The organism is Nitrospirillum guaranorum (assembly GCF_034653275.1).
Lineage (GTDB): Bacteria > Pseudomonadota > Alphaproteobacteria > Azospirillales > Azospirillaceae > Nitrospirillum.
The window spans coordinates 1,844,894-1,862,104 of sequence record NZ_JAYEES010000004.1 but is presented as its reverse complement, the minus strand read 5'-3'; the positions used below and the strand labels follow the sequence as shown (position 1 = coordinate 1,862,104).

At 69.2% G+C, this 17,211-nt stretch carries 10 protein-coding genes; 4 read left to right on the top strand and 6 right to left on the bottom strand.

Annotated features, from left to right (window positions below; translation table 11 throughout):
- From UAJ10_RS29775 to UAJ10_RS29765, 3 genes are all read right to left on the bottom strand, one after another.
- On the bottom strand, window positions 1-3,389 hold a 3,389-nt coding region (locus tag UAJ10_RS29775; RefSeq protein ID WP_322919039.1), incomplete at its 3' end, for a diguanylate cyclase.
- Window positions 3,365-3,580 carry a hypothetical protein gene (locus tag UAJ10_RS29770; RefSeq protein WP_322919038.1) on the bottom strand — a complete coding sequence of 72 codons (216 nt, stop codon included), beginning with the start codon at window positions 3,578-3,580 and terminating at the stop codon, window positions 3,365-3,367. The genes UAJ10_RS29775 and UAJ10_RS29770, both read right to left, overlap by 25 nt.
- A gap of 181 nt (window positions 3,581-3,761) precedes the next feature.
- The gene (locus tag UAJ10_RS29765; RefSeq protein WP_322919037.1) at window positions 3,762-6,239 is read right to left on the bottom strand and encodes a tetratricopeptide repeat protein; all 2,478 of its coding nucleotides are present in this window, start codon (window positions 6,237-6,239) and stop codon (window positions 3,762-3,764) included.
- Window positions 6,240-6,364: 125 nt separating this feature from the next.
- Here UAJ10_RS29765 and UAJ10_RS29760 point away from each other — a divergent pair, with 125 nt between their 5' ends.
- On the top strand, window positions 6,365-7,270 hold the full coding sequence (locus UAJ10_RS29760) for a hypothetical protein (RefSeq protein ID WP_322919036.1): 906 nt from the start codon (window positions 6,365-6,367) through the stop codon (window positions 7,268-7,270).
- 3 nt (window positions 7,271-7,273) lie between these two features.
- Here UAJ10_RS29760 and UAJ10_RS29755 read toward each other — a convergent pair whose 3' ends face one another.
- The 3 genes from UAJ10_RS29755 to UAJ10_RS29745 form a co-directional block, all read right to left on the bottom strand.
- Window positions 7,274-8,512 (bottom strand): MFS transporter, encoded by a 1,239-nt coding sequence (locus UAJ10_RS29755; RefSeq protein WP_322919035.1) that lies wholly within the window; start codon window positions 8,510-8,512, stop codon window positions 7,274-7,276.
- 122 nt (window positions 8,513-8,634) lie between these two features.
- Window positions 8,635-9,222, bottom strand: a complete 588-nt coding sequence (locus tag UAJ10_RS29750; RefSeq protein WP_322919034.1) for a nucleotidyltransferase family protein — start codon at window positions 9,220-9,222, stop codon at window positions 8,635-8,637.
- Between the two features lie 149 nt (window positions 9,223-9,371).
- The gene (locus tag UAJ10_RS29745; RefSeq protein ID WP_322919033.1) at window positions 9,372-11,642 is read right to left on the bottom strand and encodes a TonB-dependent receptor; all 2,271 of its coding nucleotides are present in this window, start codon (window positions 11,640-11,642) and stop codon (window positions 9,372-9,374) included.
- A gap of 485 nt (window positions 11,643-12,127) precedes the next feature.
- On the opposite strand from UAJ10_RS29745, the gene UAJ10_RS29740 reads away from it, so the two are divergent.
- From UAJ10_RS29740 to UAJ10_RS29730, 3 genes are all read left to right on the top strand, one after another.
- Window positions 12,128-13,324 carry a glycosyltransferase gene (locus UAJ10_RS29740; RefSeq protein WP_322919032.1) on the top strand — a complete coding sequence of 399 codons (1,197 nt, stop codon included), beginning with the start codon at window positions 12,128-12,130 and terminating at the stop codon, window positions 13,322-13,324.
- Between the two features lie 365 nt (window positions 13,325-13,689).
- Complete coding sequence (locus tag UAJ10_RS29735) at window positions 13,690-15,996, top strand: TonB-dependent receptor (RefSeq protein WP_322919031.1); 2,307 nt, start codon at window positions 13,690-13,692, stop codon at window positions 15,994-15,996.
- A 67-nt stretch (window positions 15,997-16,063) separates the two neighbouring features.
- Entirely contained in the window at window positions 16,064-17,206 is a 1,143-nt protein-coding gene (locus UAJ10_RS29730; RefSeq protein ID WP_322919030.1) for a metallophosphoesterase family protein, read from the top strand.
- Window positions 17,207-17,211: the final 5 nt, after the last annotated feature.

Sequence of the window (17,211 nt, the reverse complement as noted above, 5' to 3'; positions counted from 1 at the left end):
TTGGAGGCCGCTTTCGGCAGCGTGCCGTCGGGCGGCACGTCCTCGTCCACGCCGGTGGCCGGCCGGTCGTAGGTCTCACGTTCATAAGGGTCGACCAAGGTGGCATCGCCCAGGCCGGCGAGTCGGGCGAGCGGCTCCAGCGGCGGGGAGTCGACCACCAGGGCCGCCGCCGCCTCATCCCCCCTGGGATCGCCGGACGGAACGATGGCCCAGCCCATGCGGGCCGCCCGTTCCACCTCGTTATAGGCCAGCACGGTGCGGTTGCGGCCGCCCTTCTTGGCCTGGTAAAGGGCGCCGTCGGCCCGCGCCAGCAGATCCTCCAGCGTCTCATCGGGGCTGCGCCACTGGGCCACGCCCAGGCTGGCCGTCACCTGGGCCACCTGCCCGTCGTAGGCGACCTCCATCTCCGCCAGGTTGGTGCGGATGCGTTCCGCCACCACCTGGGCGCCGGCGATGTCCGTCTCGGGCAGCAGCATCATGACCTCCTCCCCGCCGAAGCGGGCCAGCAGGTCCACGGTGCGGCAGGCCTTGGCCGCCACCGCCACCGCCGCCCGCAGGACCTCGTCCCCCATGAGGTGGCCGAAGGTGTCGTTGATGCGCTTGAAGTGATCGAGGTCGAACAGGATGACGGAGAAGGCGCGGCCGTAGCGACGGGAGCGATCGCATTCCAGCCGCGCCAGTTCGAAGAAGCGGCGCCGGTTCAGGACACCGGTCAGCGGGTCGGTGCTGGCCAGCTGTTCCAGCTTGGTGTTGGCGGCGCGCAGGTCGCGGGTGCGGGCGGCGACGATGCGGCCCAGCGCCCGTTCGCGGCGCATCTGCGCCTCCGTCCGGATGGCCAGCACGCAGGCCATCAGCGCCACCAGGCCGAAAACCATCAGCAGCCGGAACCAAGCCTGCTCGTACCAGTGGGGCAGGACCTTGACATGAAAGGCCAGCTCGGCCATGGGCGCGATGGACAGCGCCTCGGCCGTGTTCTGGCCCGGCTGCGCCACCGGTTCGGCGTCGGGGTCGAAGCCGGCCGTCGCCTCCTGCCGGTTGGACAGGGCCAGCCCCGGCAGGTCGGTCCAGGCGCGCACCCGGAAGGTGTAATCGCCCTGCGGCAGGTTGGTGTAGACGGCCTGGGGCTGGGCGCCGTTCACCTCCACCCAATCCTCGTCGAACCCGTCCAGGCAGTAGGCGTAGCGGGTGTCGTGCGGGGCGCGGAAGTCCAGCAGCGACAGGGCCAGACGGATGGTCTTCACCCCCGCGCCCAGGGTCAGGGTGCCACCCGGCGGGGGCAGGCGGCCCGGCGGCTGCGCCTTGTGGTTCACGTCCAGCGCGGTGACGGCCAGCACGCCCACGGGCACGGAGGGGCGGAGCATGCCGGGGCGCATGACCGTCAGGCCGCCCATGCCGCCGAACAGCACCTCGCCCCCGGCGCCACGGGTCGCCGCCTTGATGTTGAAGGCGCGGACGATGACGCCGTCGCGGGCGCCCAGGACGCGGGGTGGGAAGCCGGGGCCGTTGAACTTCACCAGGCTGGCGGCGGCGGCGGCCCAGACGCTGCCGTCGCCGTCCACCGCCAGCGCCGACACGGCGTTGTTGGCCAGGCCCTGCGTCTCATCCACCACCAGCGGGGCGATCCCCGACCGCCCGGCCAGCGCGTCCCGCATCTGCGCCGGCGTCAGCACGGCCACGCCACCACCATAGGTGCCGGCCCAGAGGTTGCCGGCGCCGTCCACGACGACATCGTTGACCACGTTGTGCGGCAGCCCGCCTATCGCACCCGCCTGCGGCGCGCGGCGCAGCGTGTGGAAGCGCGGGCGCGGCAGATCCGCCAGGTCGGCCACGGCCAGGCCACCGGAGGTGGCCAGCCATACCGCACCCCCGGAGGACGCGCCGGGGGGCACCACCAGGATCTTGTTCACCTGGTCGGCCGGCAGGCTTTCCGCGTCGGCCGGATCATGGACCAGATGGGTCAGCGTGCCGTCGGGCTGGCGGATGTACAGCCCGTCATAGCCACCCATCAGCACGGTGGTGCCAGCGGGCGTGGTCGCCGTCGCCAGGGACAGGACGACGACGCCGTCCAGCGCCGGTATCCAGGACGAGGTGCCGGCCAAGGTGGCGGGGTCGATGCGGGTGACGCCGCGCCCGCCCGCCAGCACCGCGCCATCGGGCAGGACCGCCAGGCTGTAGATGTCCCGGCCCTGGTCCACCCCCGGCAGGACGACGTGGCGCAGGATGCCATCGGCGGGGTCGACCACGTCGACCAGCCCACGCCCCAGGCCCAGCCACACCCGCCCCCGCGCATCCGTGGTCAGGGCATGCACGTCGGCGTCCGCCAGGCCGACGCCGCCGGGCGGGGCGGCCTGCACGGTGGAAACCAGGCGCTGCCCCGCCTCCACCCGGTCGGCGCCCCGCTGGGTGCCCACCCAGACATTGCCGCTGCGGTCGCGCAGAAAGGCGCGCACGACGTCGCCCGCCAGCGAGGTCGACACCATTTCGGAATGCGCCAGGACGCCCACCCGGCCGTCGGTCTCCAGCGTCAGGATGCCGACGCCGTCGGTGGCCAGCCACAGGGGGCCACCGGGCCCCTCCGGCTCGGTGATGGCGCGCACGGTGTGGCGCGCCGCCAGGCTGTCAGCGCCGCTGAGGCCCTTGATCGTCAGGGGGCGGCCGGGGGTGGTGTCCCCAGTGGTGACGTTCCCGGTGGTGATATCCAGGGCGAAGGCCCCATTCTCGCCCGTGCCCACCCAGACGCGGCCGTGGCCGTCCTCGTACAGGGCCCAGACGTCGTCGGCCAGGGCGCGCGCCAGGACGGCATCGTCCGCCGGGGCGGCCACGCGGGTGAAGGCGGTCTCGCCCGCGCCGCGCCGGAACAGCCCGGGATGGCCGCCCAGCCACAGGGCGCCCCGGCTGTCCTCCAGCACGGCGAACAGGCGGGGGCTGACACCTCCGGCACCCGCGTCGGCCACGGGCGAGGCCGTGGCGGTATGTGGATCGTAATGGTCCAGCCCCTGGTCCGACAGCACCCAGGCGCCGCCGTCGCGGGCCGTGCCCATCGCCATGATGCGGGCGGCGACGGTGCGGTGCGCGATGGGCACGGGCCTGAAGCCGTTCGCGTCCGCGTCGAAGCGCGCCAGGCCGCCGGCGTTCGTGCCGATCAGCAGACCGCCGTCGTCGATGTACAGCAGGCTGCGCACATAAGCGTCGGGCAAGACATAGGAGGGCGGCGGCGCGGTCCCCGGCTTGCCGACCGGCGAGCCGGGGACCGCGCTGGTGTCCGCCGCCCCCCGATATATCTGGGTCCGATAGCCGTCAAACCGCACCAGGCCGCCAAAGGTACCGAACCACACCACGCCGTGGCGGGTCTGCGCCAGGCTGGTCACCACATCGCTGGGCAGGCGCAAGGCGGGGGGAAGTGGTCGAACTCGGGGCCCGAGAGGCCGGTCCAGGGATCGGGGGCGTCAGCCGGCCGGGGCATGGGGGCGGCAAAGGCCGGCACGGCGGCGCAGGCGAGCAGCAGCGCCAGGCCCAACCGCCCCGCCCCCAGCCGCCCCGCCAGGGCGCCCCCCGCCTGCAAAAAGCGCCGCCCAATCATGACCGGGTCCGCATTCCCTTCCCAAGAAATCGCCGCAGCGGGCGACCCACCGGGCATGGTTAACGCCAAATGATTACCAAATCCTCGACAACCAGGCGCCCGACCCATGTTCCTGTCGATTTTCTGCCAGGGGCGCGGTGCGAAGGCCAGGACCGGCACGTGCCGGCGCCGGTGCAAAAGGTTAGGCGTCCGCCAGCGGCGGGATCTGGAAAAACGCTTCCAGCGCCCGCCGCCCCGCACCCGCCCTCAGCGCCGCCACCGCCTGGTCCAGGCGGGCGTCGATATCGGGCAAGGCCTTTTCCGGCACGATGGGCACGAACATCGCCGGCCCCCTGCCCCCATCCAGGCGATAGACGCGCCCGGCCCGGTTGATGGGAAGCAGGCGATCAGGGGTCAACACGAAGCGGACGCCGGCCACCAGGGCGACCTGGTCCAGGAAATAGCCCAGCACCGGGCCCCCTTCCCGGCTGTGGTGCCAATGATACAGCAGCAGGTCGGCCACGCCCCGGGTGAAGGCCCGGGCCACGTCCCCCGGCCCGACCACCACCAGGCCCCCGCCGACCGCGTCGTAGGGGGCCGCCAAGTTGGCGGGGCCCCAGGTGGCCGCGACCGGACGGCCGGCGGGCAGGGCCGCGACGAAACGGACGGGGTCGGTCAGGAAGGCGGCGTCGATGTCGGCGACCACCAAGGGTGCGCCGCCGTACCGGTCCTGGATGTGAGGCAGGCGCAGGAAGCGCGCGGCGGTCAGATAGGTCAGGCGCGTCTCATGGTGTAGGTGCGGATCCAGCGCCTCCGTCGACCATCCCAGGCGCAAGCCGGGCGCCGCCGCCGCCAGGAAGTCGACATCCCCCGCCGCCGGGTCGCAAATATGGACATGCAGGCGGGCGCCGGCGGCAACGGCGGCGATGGAGGCCGCCAGGAAGGGCAGGAAGCGGCGGACATAGCCGCTGTCGGCCGCCACCAGCACCACGGGCTCGTCGGCACCGCCCGCCGCTGCCCGCCCCCAATCCAGCGTGGCGTCGAAGCCGGCGCGCAAGGGAGCGCCCGCGGCGGTCCAGCGCTGGAAATCGTCGCCCAGGGGAACCTGGGCCGCGAAGGGCAGCGCCCGTTCCAGGCCGGCGAAACAGTCCCGCGCGCGCCGTTCCTGTCCCAGGCGCAGGGCGACACATCCGTCCAGGAAGGTGAACCAGGGATCCAGTAGGGGGTCGCGCCCCATGGCCGCCGCCGTCACGGCCGCGACCAGCCGGGGCAGGCGCGCCGCGCCGTCGGGTTCGGCCAGCAGATGGTTGCCCGTCTCCAGCGCCAGGTAGTAGGCGCTTTTCCAGAAATAGTCCCGTGCCCGCCATTCCGTCGCGACCCAGGCGACCAAGTGGCCAAGGGCGTCCCACGCCTGGTCCGCCACGGGTGCGATGTCGGCCAGCAGGCGGGCCAGGCGGTGGCAGTCCTCCATCCCCGCCGCCCCGGTGCCCGGAACCAGAACCTGGATGTCGGACAGCAGGGCCGCCGCCGCCGCGACCTCGCCCCGGGCGACCAGCAGGGTGGCGCGGTTGCTGGCCGCCGCCGCACGCAGATCCGGGGCCAGATCGCCCATGGCCATGAGGGCCGCATAAGCGGACACCGCCTCGCCATCCCGCCGGGCCTGGTGCAGCAACCGGGCGCGGGCGAACAACAGGTCGGGGCGGTCCGGCGCCAGCGCCAAGGCGCCATCCAGGGCGGCCAGCGCCTGGTCCGGCCGTTCCTGCCGCTCATGCAACTGCCACAGCGCCTCATGCGCCATCAGGTTGGCGGGATCGCGATCCAGCACCGCCCGGAAGCAATCGCCGGCGGCCTCCAGCCGACCCAGGCCGGCCAGCACCTGGCCCAGGCCGAAGCGGGCGGGCAGCAGGTCCGGCGCCAGCGCCAGCGCCGCCTCATACGCCGTGGCGGCGTCCTGCGCCTGGTCCTGCTTGTGCAGCAGCGCGCCCTGCGCCTGCAGGCCCTGCGCCGCCATCAACGGATCGGCCGCCGCCAGCCCGGGCACGGCCAGACCGGCCTGGTAGGCCGCCAGCGCCGCATCCTCCCGCCCCTGCGCCTCGCGCACGCGGCCCAGCGTGATGTGGGCGCCCGCCGCCGTCGTGCCCGTCGCCAGGAACAGGGCGCGGGTCAAGGCGGCGGCCGCCGCGTCCAGGCGCCCAAGGGAATGAAGGCAACGCCCCTGATCCAGGGCCAAGGCCGCGTCCGCCGGCGCCAGCCGCGCGGCGCGTTCGAACAGGGCGGCCGCCTCATCCTTGCCAATCGGGGCTCCTGGGCCACTTGGCTCGCCCTGGCCGGCCAACAGTCGCGCCAGGGTGGCCAAGGCCTCCGCCTGGTCCGGCTGCTGGGCCAGGATGGCGCGGAACTGGGGGATGGCGGCCTCCGCCCGGCCGGACGCCATCAGCGCCTTGGCCAGGGTCAGGCGATAGGCCACGGCCTCCGGCCGCAGCGCCAATGCCCGCTCCAGCCCGGTCGCCGCCGCGTCGAAGTGGCCGGCCTGCGCGTCCAGCACGCCCAACAGGTAAAGGGCGTCGGGGGTATCGGGCGCCACGGCCAGGACCCGGCCATAAAGGATGCGCGCCTCGGCCAGACGGCCCGCCTGATGATGATCCAAGGCGGCCTGCAGCGCCTCAGCGATGGTCGCCACGGCGACACCCCTTTCCCCAAAATGCCCCAGAGAGCCCTTCCCCGCGCCGCTGGCGCGGGGGTCGACTTATGGTAAACTAACGATTGTCGACGCAGTCTCGACCAAAGAGGCCAGGCCGCACAAGCATGTCCAGGGAAACGGCGTCACCGCCGGCCCCCATCCCCGATGTCCGGCGCCGTTCCCAGGAGGGACGGCGGCCGCGTGACGCCGACCAATCCCGCCGCTATCGCGCCACCCGGCAGAAGATCGCCCAGCTGAACGAGGCCGTGCGCGCCCTGGGCGCCGATTGCGCCCGCACCCTGGCGGCGGAACCGCACGTGGACGAGGCGTATGCCAGCCTGCGGCGCCTGTCGCCCCTGTTCAGCGAGGTCCTGTCCTTCGTCGCCGTCATCGGCACCCAGGTGGACACGCTGGAGGAACCACGCCGCACCGAGGCGATGGAGCAATTGGCCCTGCTGGAACGCCACCTGGCCAGGCTGGAACTGGAGACCAGCGCCACGCTGATGGACCAGCTGGCGGCCTCGACCGCGCCGCGCGCCCTGGGCACCCGTCATGTCTTGGAGCGCTGGCTGGCGGGGATGGAAGGACTGGAGGAGAAGCTGGACCAGGACGGCCAGACGCGGCTGGAGCATATGCGCGCCCTGGCGCGGGCGGTGGCCGACGGCTGCCCCGAGCTACCCGACTTCTCCAAGGCGCAAACGCCATCCGCCGAGGGCGGGCGGGTGGATGCCGTCCCCTTGCTCGCCCGCGCGCCCGTCGCGTCGCGGCCGGACACCGGCACCGTGCAACTGGCCTTCCGCACGGGTGAGAAGGGCGTGCACATCGACCCCGGCCAATCGCACAACCTGGCGGCGGAGGTGCGGCGGCTGAAGCTGCAGGTGGCCATCGCCGCCGTGCTGGACATCACGCCGGCCAACGTGGCCCTGGTGTTGACCGGCCACGACCCTTTCCGCGCCGTTCAGGCCACGGCCCTGGCCGACGTGCTGCGCCGGCACATCGGCGCCGATCGGCTGGTGGTCAGCGGGCCTTGAGACTCACACCTCCTCGCGTCGGGCGTGGGCCAGCAGCCAGCAGCCCAGCAACGCCAGGGCGACGGCGCCACCGGTGGCCGACACGGCCGGCCAGCCGCCCAGGTCCCACGCCAGACTGGCCACGGCCGAGCCGCAGGCGCCGCCCACGAAATAGGTCGTGAGGTAGACCGTGGTGACCCGGCCCCGGGCGCCATGGTTGCCGGCGTAGATGACGCTCTGGTTGGTGATCTGCAGGCCCTGCACGCCGATGTCCAACAGCACGATGCCGGCGGTCAGCGCGATCAACGACCAGTGGGTCAGCGCCATCAACCCCCAGGCGGCCAGGCAGGCGGCGGCGAACAGGCCGGTGGCCGCGTGGGCGTGGCCCTTGTCGGCCAGGCGTCCCGCCCGGCTGGCGGCCAGCGCGCCGGCCAAGCCCGCCAGACCGAACAGGCCGATGGTGGCCTGGTCGAAATGATAGGGCGCATCGCTGAGCACGAAGGTCAGGCCCGTCCACAGGACACTGAATCCGGCGAAGCCCAGGGCCCCCATCAGCGAGCGCCAGCGCAGCACCGCGTCCGTGCGGGCCAGGTGCAGGACGGAGGCCATCAGCCGGCCGTAGGGAATGCTGGGACGGGCGGGGTCGGCCGGCAGCGCGCGCGCCAGCAGGGCGCCCAGCACCGTCATCACGACGGCGGCGGCGAGGTAGACGGCGCGCCAGCCGGCGTAATGGGCGATGGCGCCGGCGATGGTGCGGGCCAGCAGGATGCCCAGGATGAGGCCGCTCATGACCGTGCCCACGGTGCGGCCCCGGCTGTGGTCAGGCGCCAGGGACGCGGCGAAGGGCACCGCCACCTGGGCGGCGCAGGACAGCACGCCCACGCCCAGCGAGGCGGCGGCGAAGGCGAGGAAGCCGGGGCTGGCCGCGGCCGCCAGCAGCAGCGCGATGCACAGGGCCAGCAGGGTGAGGATCAGGCGCTTGCGGTTATGGGTGTCGCCCAGGGGCACCACCAGCAGCAGGCCCAGGGCATAGCCCACCTGGGTCACCGTCACCAGCATGCCCGCCGACCCCATGCCCACCTGGAAACTGGCGGCGATATCGGCCAGCAGCGGCTGGACATAATAGATATTGGCGACCACGGCGCCGCAGGTGACGGCGAACAGCAGGGTCAGCCCGGCGGGCAGGCCGCCCGACGCTGTTTGGCCCGACGCTGTTTGGCCCGATGCGGTTCGGTCAGGCGTGGTTTCGGACGACGCGGTCATGGGACGGCGGACCTGTGCTGGGGAGGAGCGCGGCCGTCTTCAGTACCGGGGATCGCTTAAATAGGAAACGGTTAGTTGCGAAAACCAGACCTACCCTGGGCGGGGGCTTGACGGCGGCCTATTCAGTCCGGGTCCACCACCCGCAGCAGCGGCCAGCGCTCCAGCCAGCGCTTCTCGCGCACCCGCTGGCGCAAAATTTCGTACTTGGCGCCCCGGAAGGTGGGGGTGGGACGGATGAGGCGGCCGAACAGGTCGTCCAGGCCGAAGGGCGCCAGGATCTCCAGCGCACCCTCCGGCGTCAGGCGCATCGCCACGGCCGTGGCCGTTTCCGGCCAGTGGCGTAGCGCGTCGGCACAGCCGGCATAGGGCGCGTCACCGTTGCGGCAGTGCATGCGGGCTTGGTTTTTCACCGACCAGGGGACGTCCGGCGCCAGGGCCAGCAGGCGGTCGGTCAGGTCACGATCCACGGCGATGGACGGGCGCGCGGCATCGAACCACACCACATCCACGTCGCTGTCGGGCGCCTCTCCCCCCGTGCCAGGGACGGCCTGCTGGCGGTGCAGGTGGTCCCACACGGCGTTGCGCACGAAACCGGCGCCAATCCAGCAATCCGGCAGGTCCAGGGCGCGGACATGGGCCAGCAGCCGCATGCGCCGGGCATCATCACGGATCACGGCCTGCAGGCGATCGCCATAAGTGAGCTGGTGCATGCGATCCGTCCCCATCCTACGCGGGAAAAAGAACGGGCCCCGCCGGTTAGCCGGCGAGGCCCCTGAAAGATATATGTCTTTCCTCATAAGGAGTGAGGCCGCAAAAGGTCACACCCCCAAAATGTCGCACTTATGCAAGTTATGCGACCTTAGAACTTCTTGCGCACGGAGACGAACACGGCGGCCGGAGCACCGGCCTGCAGCGTCTGGAAGGAGCCTGTCGGGTCGCTGACGGTATACCCGTTGGTGCCGATGGACGAGACGTAGTGGCGGTCGAACAGGTTGGTGACGTTGCCCTGGATTTCCAGGTCACGCTGCCAGCCGCCGCCCTGGAAGCGGTAGCCGAAGCTGAGGTCCACGGTCATGTAGCCGGGGACCTTGCCATCGTCGATATAGGTGTAATAGCGCTCGCTCATGTAGTTGCCCGAGATGGCGCCGAACAGCATGCCGTTGTCGAACGACAGCTCGGCCTTCACCATGTTCTGCGGGCTGTCCACCGTGATCTTGCCCTTGGTGGCGGCGTACAGGGTGCCGTCGCCGTTCCGGGTGTCGTCGTCGTAGGTGGACTTGTTGTACGAGTAGGAACCGTACAGCGACCAGTTCTTCACGAACTTCCAGGTGCCGGCCAGCTCGATACCCTTGGAGGTGACACCGCCCACGTTGGACAGGGCGGACGGGTTGCCCTGGATGCCCGAGCCCACGGTGGTGGCCAGCAGGCGGTCGTGGAAGCTGACGTAGTAGGCGGCGGCCACCGCCTCGAACGTGTCGACGTGGGCGCGGGTGCCCACTTCGAAGGCGTCGGAGGTTTCGGGCTTCAGCTTGTCCTTGATGGCGTTGAAGCCGGACTGGGTGGTCGAGAACGGACCGTCGGTGTGCGAGCTGACGAAGGCGCGGGCGTTCTTGGCGTAGTCGCCGAACAGCTCGGCCTCGTCCGACAGCTGGTAGTTGAAGCCGATCTGCGGCAGGAAGCCCTTGGACGTGTCGATGGAGCCGTTGATGATGTCGCTGGCCGAGGTATAGCGCTGCGTCTGGCTCTCGTTCTCCACCTTCATCGACTTGAAGCCGTAGTTGATCTTCAGCTTGTCCAGGGCCTGCCAGGTGTCCTGCAGGTGGAACACGTAGGTCTTGGTGTTGAAGGTGTACTGCCACTGGGTGGCGAAGGGGTTCTCCTGGAACTCATCCGCCGTGCGGCCGGGGCTGTTGATGCCCAGGCCGTAGAAGCGGCGGGCCTGGTCGAAGTCGTTGTTCTCGAACCACAGGCCGCCTTCGATGGTGTGGTCGGCCAGGGTGTAGGTCAGGCTGTCCACCGTGCCGATGCGCGACACCGTGTATTCGGTGGTGCGCATGGAGATGGGGGAGCCGCCGAAGGCCGCGGGCGTCGCCAGGTAGGGCGTATCCCAGGTGCCCATGCCCTTGTCGTGGTGGCCGTAGACCATGGCCTTCAGCGACAGGCGGTCGTTGATGGGATATTCCAGCTGGGTCGAGCCGATGATGTCTTCACGGTTGCCGGCGCCGTCGAAGTAGACGTCGTCGGGCGTGGAGTAGGGCGCCGGGATGGGCTTGCCCGCCTGGTAGGCGGTCGCGATGGCCTTGGCCAGCGTGTAGTTGTCCGAGATGTTGTCCAGCTTGTAGCCGAACTTGCCGATCAGGGCCAAGGACAGGTCCTGGTAGTCGTTCTCATGCCGGTCGGAGTAGTTGACCATGGTGGTCAGCGTGCCCTCGCCCACCGGCTGGACGAACTTGCCGTTGGCCTGCTGCTGCCACTGCTCGCCCTGGCCCTTCCACTTGTTGCCATGCTGGTAGTCGTAGCTGAGGTAGCCGCGGCCGCCGCCGTCGATCTCACCCGTTTCGATGCGCCCGAAGGCGCGCACCGTGGCGTTGCTGCCGTAGCTGACGGCGGCCAGGCCGCCGGCGGTGGTCTCCGGATCGGCCGACTTGAACTTCAGCGTGCCGCCCAGGTTGGAGGTGGAGGCGGTGTCCAGGGCGCCGGTGCCCTGGGCCATCTGGGTCACGCCCAGGTTTTCCGACGAAATGGCGCGGCTGATGTGCAGGCCGTTGTCGTTGGCGTAGCTCATGTCACCCAGCGGGATGTCATCGAGCGTGAAGCCCAGCTGGTTCTGGTTGAAGCCGCGCACGGAGATGCGCACCGCCCATTCGTAGGCGCCGTAGGGATCGGCGGCCTGGTAGTTCACGCCCGGCAGCTTGGAGATCACCTTGATCGGGCTGGCGCCCGGGACGGCGATCTGCATGTCCATGGGCGTGATGGCCTGCACCTGGCGGGTTTCACCCCGGCCGAACACGACGATTTCCTGCAGCGCGTCGGCATCCGCAGCGGCGTCCGGCGCGGTCTGCGCGAACGTGGCGCTGGAAATACCGAGGATGAGCAGAGACACACCTGCCAACAACCGATTCTTCAGCATCGAATTTCCCCCTTCGATTTATTTGAAATCTTCCCCATCCGGCAATACACAGAAGTGATATGGTCACCTTTATGTCCGGCTTGAAAGCGCATGCTGCATAGCAACGTGATGTGAATATTTTAAGACACTGCGATTACCGATCCGTTTACTGGCAACGGTGTGACATTTTTGTATGCCACCTTCCGTCACGCGGGATGCGAACGCCCTACCCGGGGATGGTTATGGCCGGCTCCCGCCAACGGAGTGGTGACCCCAGCAGCGACAGCGACAGGGTCCGGCGGCACCTCACCAAGGTCATGGGCGATCATCCAGGGGTGGGTTGAGAAAGACCGTCCGTTACGCCATCCGCTTGAAAAGACGGCGACATATTGGTTAACGATTCATGACCACGCCCGCCCCCGGGCCGCCGCGGCGCCCAACGCTGGCATCCCCAGCCCGGCTGGGGCACCTTAGGCGCCGTGGGCCGGCGCCCTGGGAGAGAGGTCATGCGTATCGTTCTGTTCAAGGGCCAGTCGCAGTACGGCTCGCTTCGGCTGCACATCGACCAGCTGGCGGCGGCCTTCGCGGCCATGGGGCATGAGGCCATCGTGATCGACCTGCTGCTCCCGGATGGGATGGCGCGGCTGAACGCCGCACTCAGCCAGCCGGTGCAGTTCTTCTACGCCCTGAACGGCATGGGGGTGGACATGCGCGCCGGCGACCAGACGCTGTTCGACGCGGTCGACAGCCTGTTCATCACCCTGCATGTCGACCATCCCGTGCATCTATGGCCCCGGTTGGAGATCAAGATGGACCGGCGGCACATCGTCAGCTTCCTGGACGAAAGCCATGTCACGCTGGTGCGCGACAGTTTCCCGCCGGAGCATTTCGCCGCCCTGTCGTTGATGCCGCCCGGCGCCAACACCAGCATTCCCCCGGCCATGCCGGATGAGGAGGCGCTGTTCCAGGACTGGGCGGAGCGGCGCGACATCCCCCTGCTGTTCACCGGCACCTACCGGGGCACGCCCGAACGGGGATGGCACAGCGCCGAACGCAACTTCGTCACCACCCTGTTCGATGACGCCGCCGACCTGGCGCTGAGCCAGGACACGCTGTCGCTGGAGGAGGCCATCGACCAGGTGCTGGCCGCCCGCGACACCAGCCTGACCCCCGCCGGACGCACCCAGCTGATCCGCAAGTCGCGGGAGGTGTACCGCTATGTGGAGGCCTATCGCCGGCACCAGATGCTGGCCGCCCTGAACGCCGCCGGGGTGCCCCTGGTGGTCTACGGCAAGGGATGGGAGGACCGGCCCTTCCCCGCTTTCGACTGGCGGGGCGAGGGCAGCTTCGAGGAGACGCTGCGCCTGCTGCGCCGCGCCCGTCTGGTGCTGAACAGCAACAATAATTTCGTCGCGGGCGGACATGAGCGGGTGTTCGCGGCGCAGGTCAACGGTGCGGCCGTCGTGTCCGACCCCAGCCGCTACTACGACCGTCACTACACCGACGGGCGCGACATGCTGTTCTATCGCTGGACCGCCCTGGACGCCCTGCCCGCCCGTATCGAGGCGGCACTGGCCGACCCGGCCGGCCTGGCGGCCGTGGCCCGGGCAGGCTTCCGCCAGGCCGCCACGCACCACACCTGGGACGTCCGCGCCCGCCACATCTTGGATTTGTTCGCGGCCGTCAACATCCTGACCCGCTGAGTCCTGATCCACTGAGCGTGGGCGCGGGTCGCGGCCCGCTGCGGCATAGTGGCGCAGCGGGTCCGCCCGTGCGTCGTGAAAATCATTATCAGTATAAAGCTGGATCCGCTTCCGGAGTTCATGTCAAACGACGATCGGTCCCAAGGCCAGGCCGACAAGAATCAAGTGGTTCCGCCGGCTTCTCGCGTCCGTCGCATCAAAAATAACAGAATGTTTAATTTATAACGATGTCGTTAATCGGCCAAAGCCGAGGACAACTTCTTTTCCGGTAATAATACCGAAATAAACAGTCAACCAAAATTTAACGTGCAGCCCCAAGGCGCGAAACCTAGTGAAGCGCCACGTTTTTCATGGGGAGCCGAAAAATGTTCAACAAAACAAGAAGCAGCCGCCGTTTCCTCCGCGCCGCCTTGTTGGCCGGCAGCGCCGTGGGCGGGGCCTGGGCCGGCGGGGCCTGGGCGGCACCCGCCGGTGCCGCCGTGGACGCCGGCGCCAATGGGGACACGGGCGGGGGTGCCAGCCGCTCCAGCGCCGGCACCGGGTCGGAAGGTGTGGACGTGGACACCATCCTGATCGAGGCGGAGCGCAACCGCGCCGCCGCCGAGGCGCCCGTGAAGGCGTCGCTGGACCAGAGCCAGCCGAAATCCATCATCAGCCGTCGCTATATCGAGCAGGCGACGCCCGAGACCGGCGATTTCACCACCACCGTCCTGATCGCGCCCAGCATCGGCGGCATCGCCTCCAACGGCGGCGGCGTGGGCGAAACCAACAAGGTCACCCTGCGCGGCTTCGCCGATGGCCAGTACAACATCACCTATGACGGCATGGCCTTCGGCGACACCAACGACCCGACGCATCACCCCGCCTCGTACTTCCCCGCGTCCACCATCGGGTCGGCCGTGGTGGATCGCGGTCCGGGGGCCGCCGGCGACCTGGGCCAAGCCAACTTCGGCGGCGCCATCCACTATTTCTCGCCCACCGTGGACGACCAGTTCGGCCTGTCGCAGAAAATCACCTTCGGGTCGTTCAACACCCAGAACTTCGTCTCCACCATCCAGACCGGCAAGTTGGACGACCTGGGCGGCACCAAGATCCTGCTGAACTTCGATGAGCGCCAGTCGGACGGCGAGCTGAGCTTCTCCAGCGGCGAGGCACAGAACCAGCTGATCAAGATCCAGGTGCCAATCAGCGAGACATGGCAGGCGACGCTGTTCGCCACCCACAACCGCACCCACTTCTACCAGTCCGACGCCGGCCCCGGCGAGACCTGGGCCCAGGTCGTCGCCTACGGCAAGGACTTCGCCCTGAACGACAACCCCAACGACGAGCATTACTACAAGTATAACCAGCAGCGTAAATCCAGCGACTTCGACTATATCAACATCAAGGGCGACCTGGGCGACGGCTATAGCATCGACAACGACGCCTACACCAATTTCTATTCCAACCAGACGGAATCGGTGAACGACGTCACCGGCCTGGTGGGCGCCGCCAACACCTCCGCCCCCGGCAACAAGAAGCTGCCCAAGACCGACATTGGCGGCTACAGCAAGGGCAACCGCTATCGCGTCTTTGGCGACATCCTGCGCGGCAACAAGGATTGGACCTTCGGCACCCTGAAGGTGGGCGGCCTGGTTGAAACCTCCAGCACCGACCGGCACAACCTGCTGCAGGATCTGACCCAGGGCATCGACGACCTGAAATATTCCAGCCTGACCAAGCCGGTGGTGGCCAACGTCTCCAACGTCAAGACGCTGGAGGACAGCTCGTGGTTCCAATACCAGCTGTTCGCGGATTTCGAGCTGCGCCCCATCGAGCGGCTGACCATCACCCCGGGCGTCAAGTATGTGAACTTCGACCGCACCGTGGACGCCGCCATGGAGAACAGCGGCGTCACCAACTTCACCCGCGGACCGCTGCACGGCGACAACGTCTATGACAAGACGCTGAAGTTCCTGACGGCCAACTACAAGATCACGCCGGAGGTGGCGGTCTACGCCCAGTACGCCACTGGCTTCCTGATCCCGTCCCTGTCCACGCTGTACGTCAACAACCTGGACCTGAACGCCCTGAAGCCGCAGGAAACCACCAACTATCAGCTGGGCGCGGTGTGGAGCCGCGACAACGTCACGGTCGACGCCGACATCTACAAGATCGACGTCACCAACCTGTCGATCGCCGATCCCACCGGCCAGTTCTACGTCAACGCCGGCAACGCCCGGTACAGCGGCGTGGAAGGCCAGGCGGCCTACAGCTTCGACAATGGCGTGACCTTCTTCGTCAACGGTTCCATCAACGCCGCCAAGGACCTGACGGCGCACCAGGGCCTGACCAAGGTGCCGAAGTGGACGGACGCCGTGGGCGTGCTGTTCAACCAGGGCCCCTGGCAGATGTCGCTGAGCCGCAAGCAGGTGGGCCGCCAGGTGGTCGCCTACAACGGCAACACCGCCACCACCACCGCCGACGGCACCTTCCTGGCGCCGGGCCAGGCGTGGGAGATCCCCGAGTACACCACCACCGATGCCTCGATCTCCTACGATTTCGGCATGGTGCGGCTGAAGCTGGCGGCCTTCAACCTGGCCAACGACCGGGCCATCACCACCTACGGCGGCGGCCTCTACACCTTCCAGGCCGGGCGCCAGATCCAGGGCACCATCCAGGTCAAGTACTGAGCCTCACCGCGACCGTCGGGGGCGGCCGCCTGGTCGCCCCCTTTTCCCTTTTTGCAGGATTCCCCCCATGATCCGCCCCGCCCGCCTGCTGGCGCTTGCCGGCGCCTGCCTGTCCACCGCCTTGCCCGCCGCCCCAGCCGCCTGGGCGGCGCCCGCCGATGACCCGGTGGTCTTCCATTTCGCCACGGTGGGCGACAGCCGCCAGGATCCGGAAGACCCGCGCCTGACGATGCACGACGCCCCCTTCCTGCAGGCGACGCGGCAGCTGGCCCGCATCGGCCGCGAGGTGCAGGCGGTCCACGCCCAGGCCTTCATCTTCCTGGGCGATATGGTCATGGGCTACACCGCCGACCGGCCGCTGCTGGACCGGGAATACGCCTATTGGCGCGGCATGATGGCGCCGTTGATGGAAACGGGCACCTACGTCCTGCCCGTGGCCGGCAACCATGAAACGGAAAGCAAGGTCAAGCAGCCCAACGGCAAGACCCTGAAGCTGGCCAACACCGCCAACGAGGACGCGTGGCGCGCCAACATGGGCGACCTGGTGCTGGACGCACCGCTGTGGCAGCGCCTGACGGGCATGCCCGCCACCCACTGGTCGGTGGACAACACGCCAGCCATCGGCACCGACCGAATCACCAGCGACCAGCGCCAGCTGACCTACAGCTTCGACACCGGCCCGGTGCACATCGCCGTCATCAACACCGACCCCAGCGGCGCCGACGGCACCGCGCCCATCGCCTGGCTGGAGGCGGACCTCACGGCGGCGCAGGCGCGCGGCGCCACCCACCTCTACGTTTTCGGCCACAAGATGGCCTACAACTATGATTTCCCCGTCCCCAAGGAGAAGGCGGGCAAGGCCGAGAAGGAAACCGGCCTGGAGACGGGCGGCGAGGTCATGCGCGACACCTTCTGGCAGATCGTGGAACGCCACCACGCCACCTATTTCTGCGGGCATGAGCACATCTTCCACGCCTGGCAGCCGACCAAGGCGCAGGGCGGGCAGGCCTGGCAGGTGATCATCGGGTCGGGCGGGTCGCCCTTGGCGGCGGTCAAAGCCGGCGGCACGGGGGAGATGGACCGCCTGTACGCCTGGGCCGAGGTCTGGGCCTACCGCAGCGGCCGTACCCACGTCGCCATCCACGGCTTCGACGACGGCGACGCGCCCAGCCGCACCCTGCAGGAATGGGACATTCCGGCCGGGCGCTGACCCGG

Coding starts and splice junctions, on each gene's coding strand:
- UAJ10_RS29740 (WP_322919032.1), top strand. CDS start 12,128: ATGCGTATCGTTCTGTTCAAGGGCCAGTCGCAGTACGGCTCGCTTCGG.
- UAJ10_RS29745 (WP_322919033.1), bottom strand. CDS start 11,642: ATGCTGAAGAATCGGTTGTTGGCAGGTGTGTCTCTGCTCATCCTCGGT.
- UAJ10_RS29750 (WP_322919034.1), bottom strand. CDS start 9,222: ATGCACCAGCTCACTTATGGCGATCGCCTGCAGGCCGTGATCCGTGAT.
- UAJ10_RS29770 (WP_322919038.1), bottom strand. CDS start 3,580: ATGATTGGGCGGCGCTTTTTGCAGGCGGGGGGCGCCCTGGCGGGGCGG.
- UAJ10_RS29735 (WP_322919031.1), top strand. CDS start 13,690: ATGTTCAACAAAACAAGAAGCAGCCGCCGTTTCCTCCGCGCCGCCTTG.
- UAJ10_RS29760 (WP_322919036.1), top strand. CDS start 6,365: ATGTCCAGGGAAACGGCGTCACCGCCGGCCCCCATCCCCGATGTCCGG.
- UAJ10_RS29755 (WP_322919035.1), bottom strand. CDS start 8,512: ATGACCGCGTCGTCCGAAACCACGCCTGACCGAACCGCATCGGGCCAA.
- UAJ10_RS29730 (WP_322919030.1), top strand. CDS start 16,064: ATGATCCGCCCCGCCCGCCTGCTGGCGCTTGCCGGCGCCTGCCTGTCC.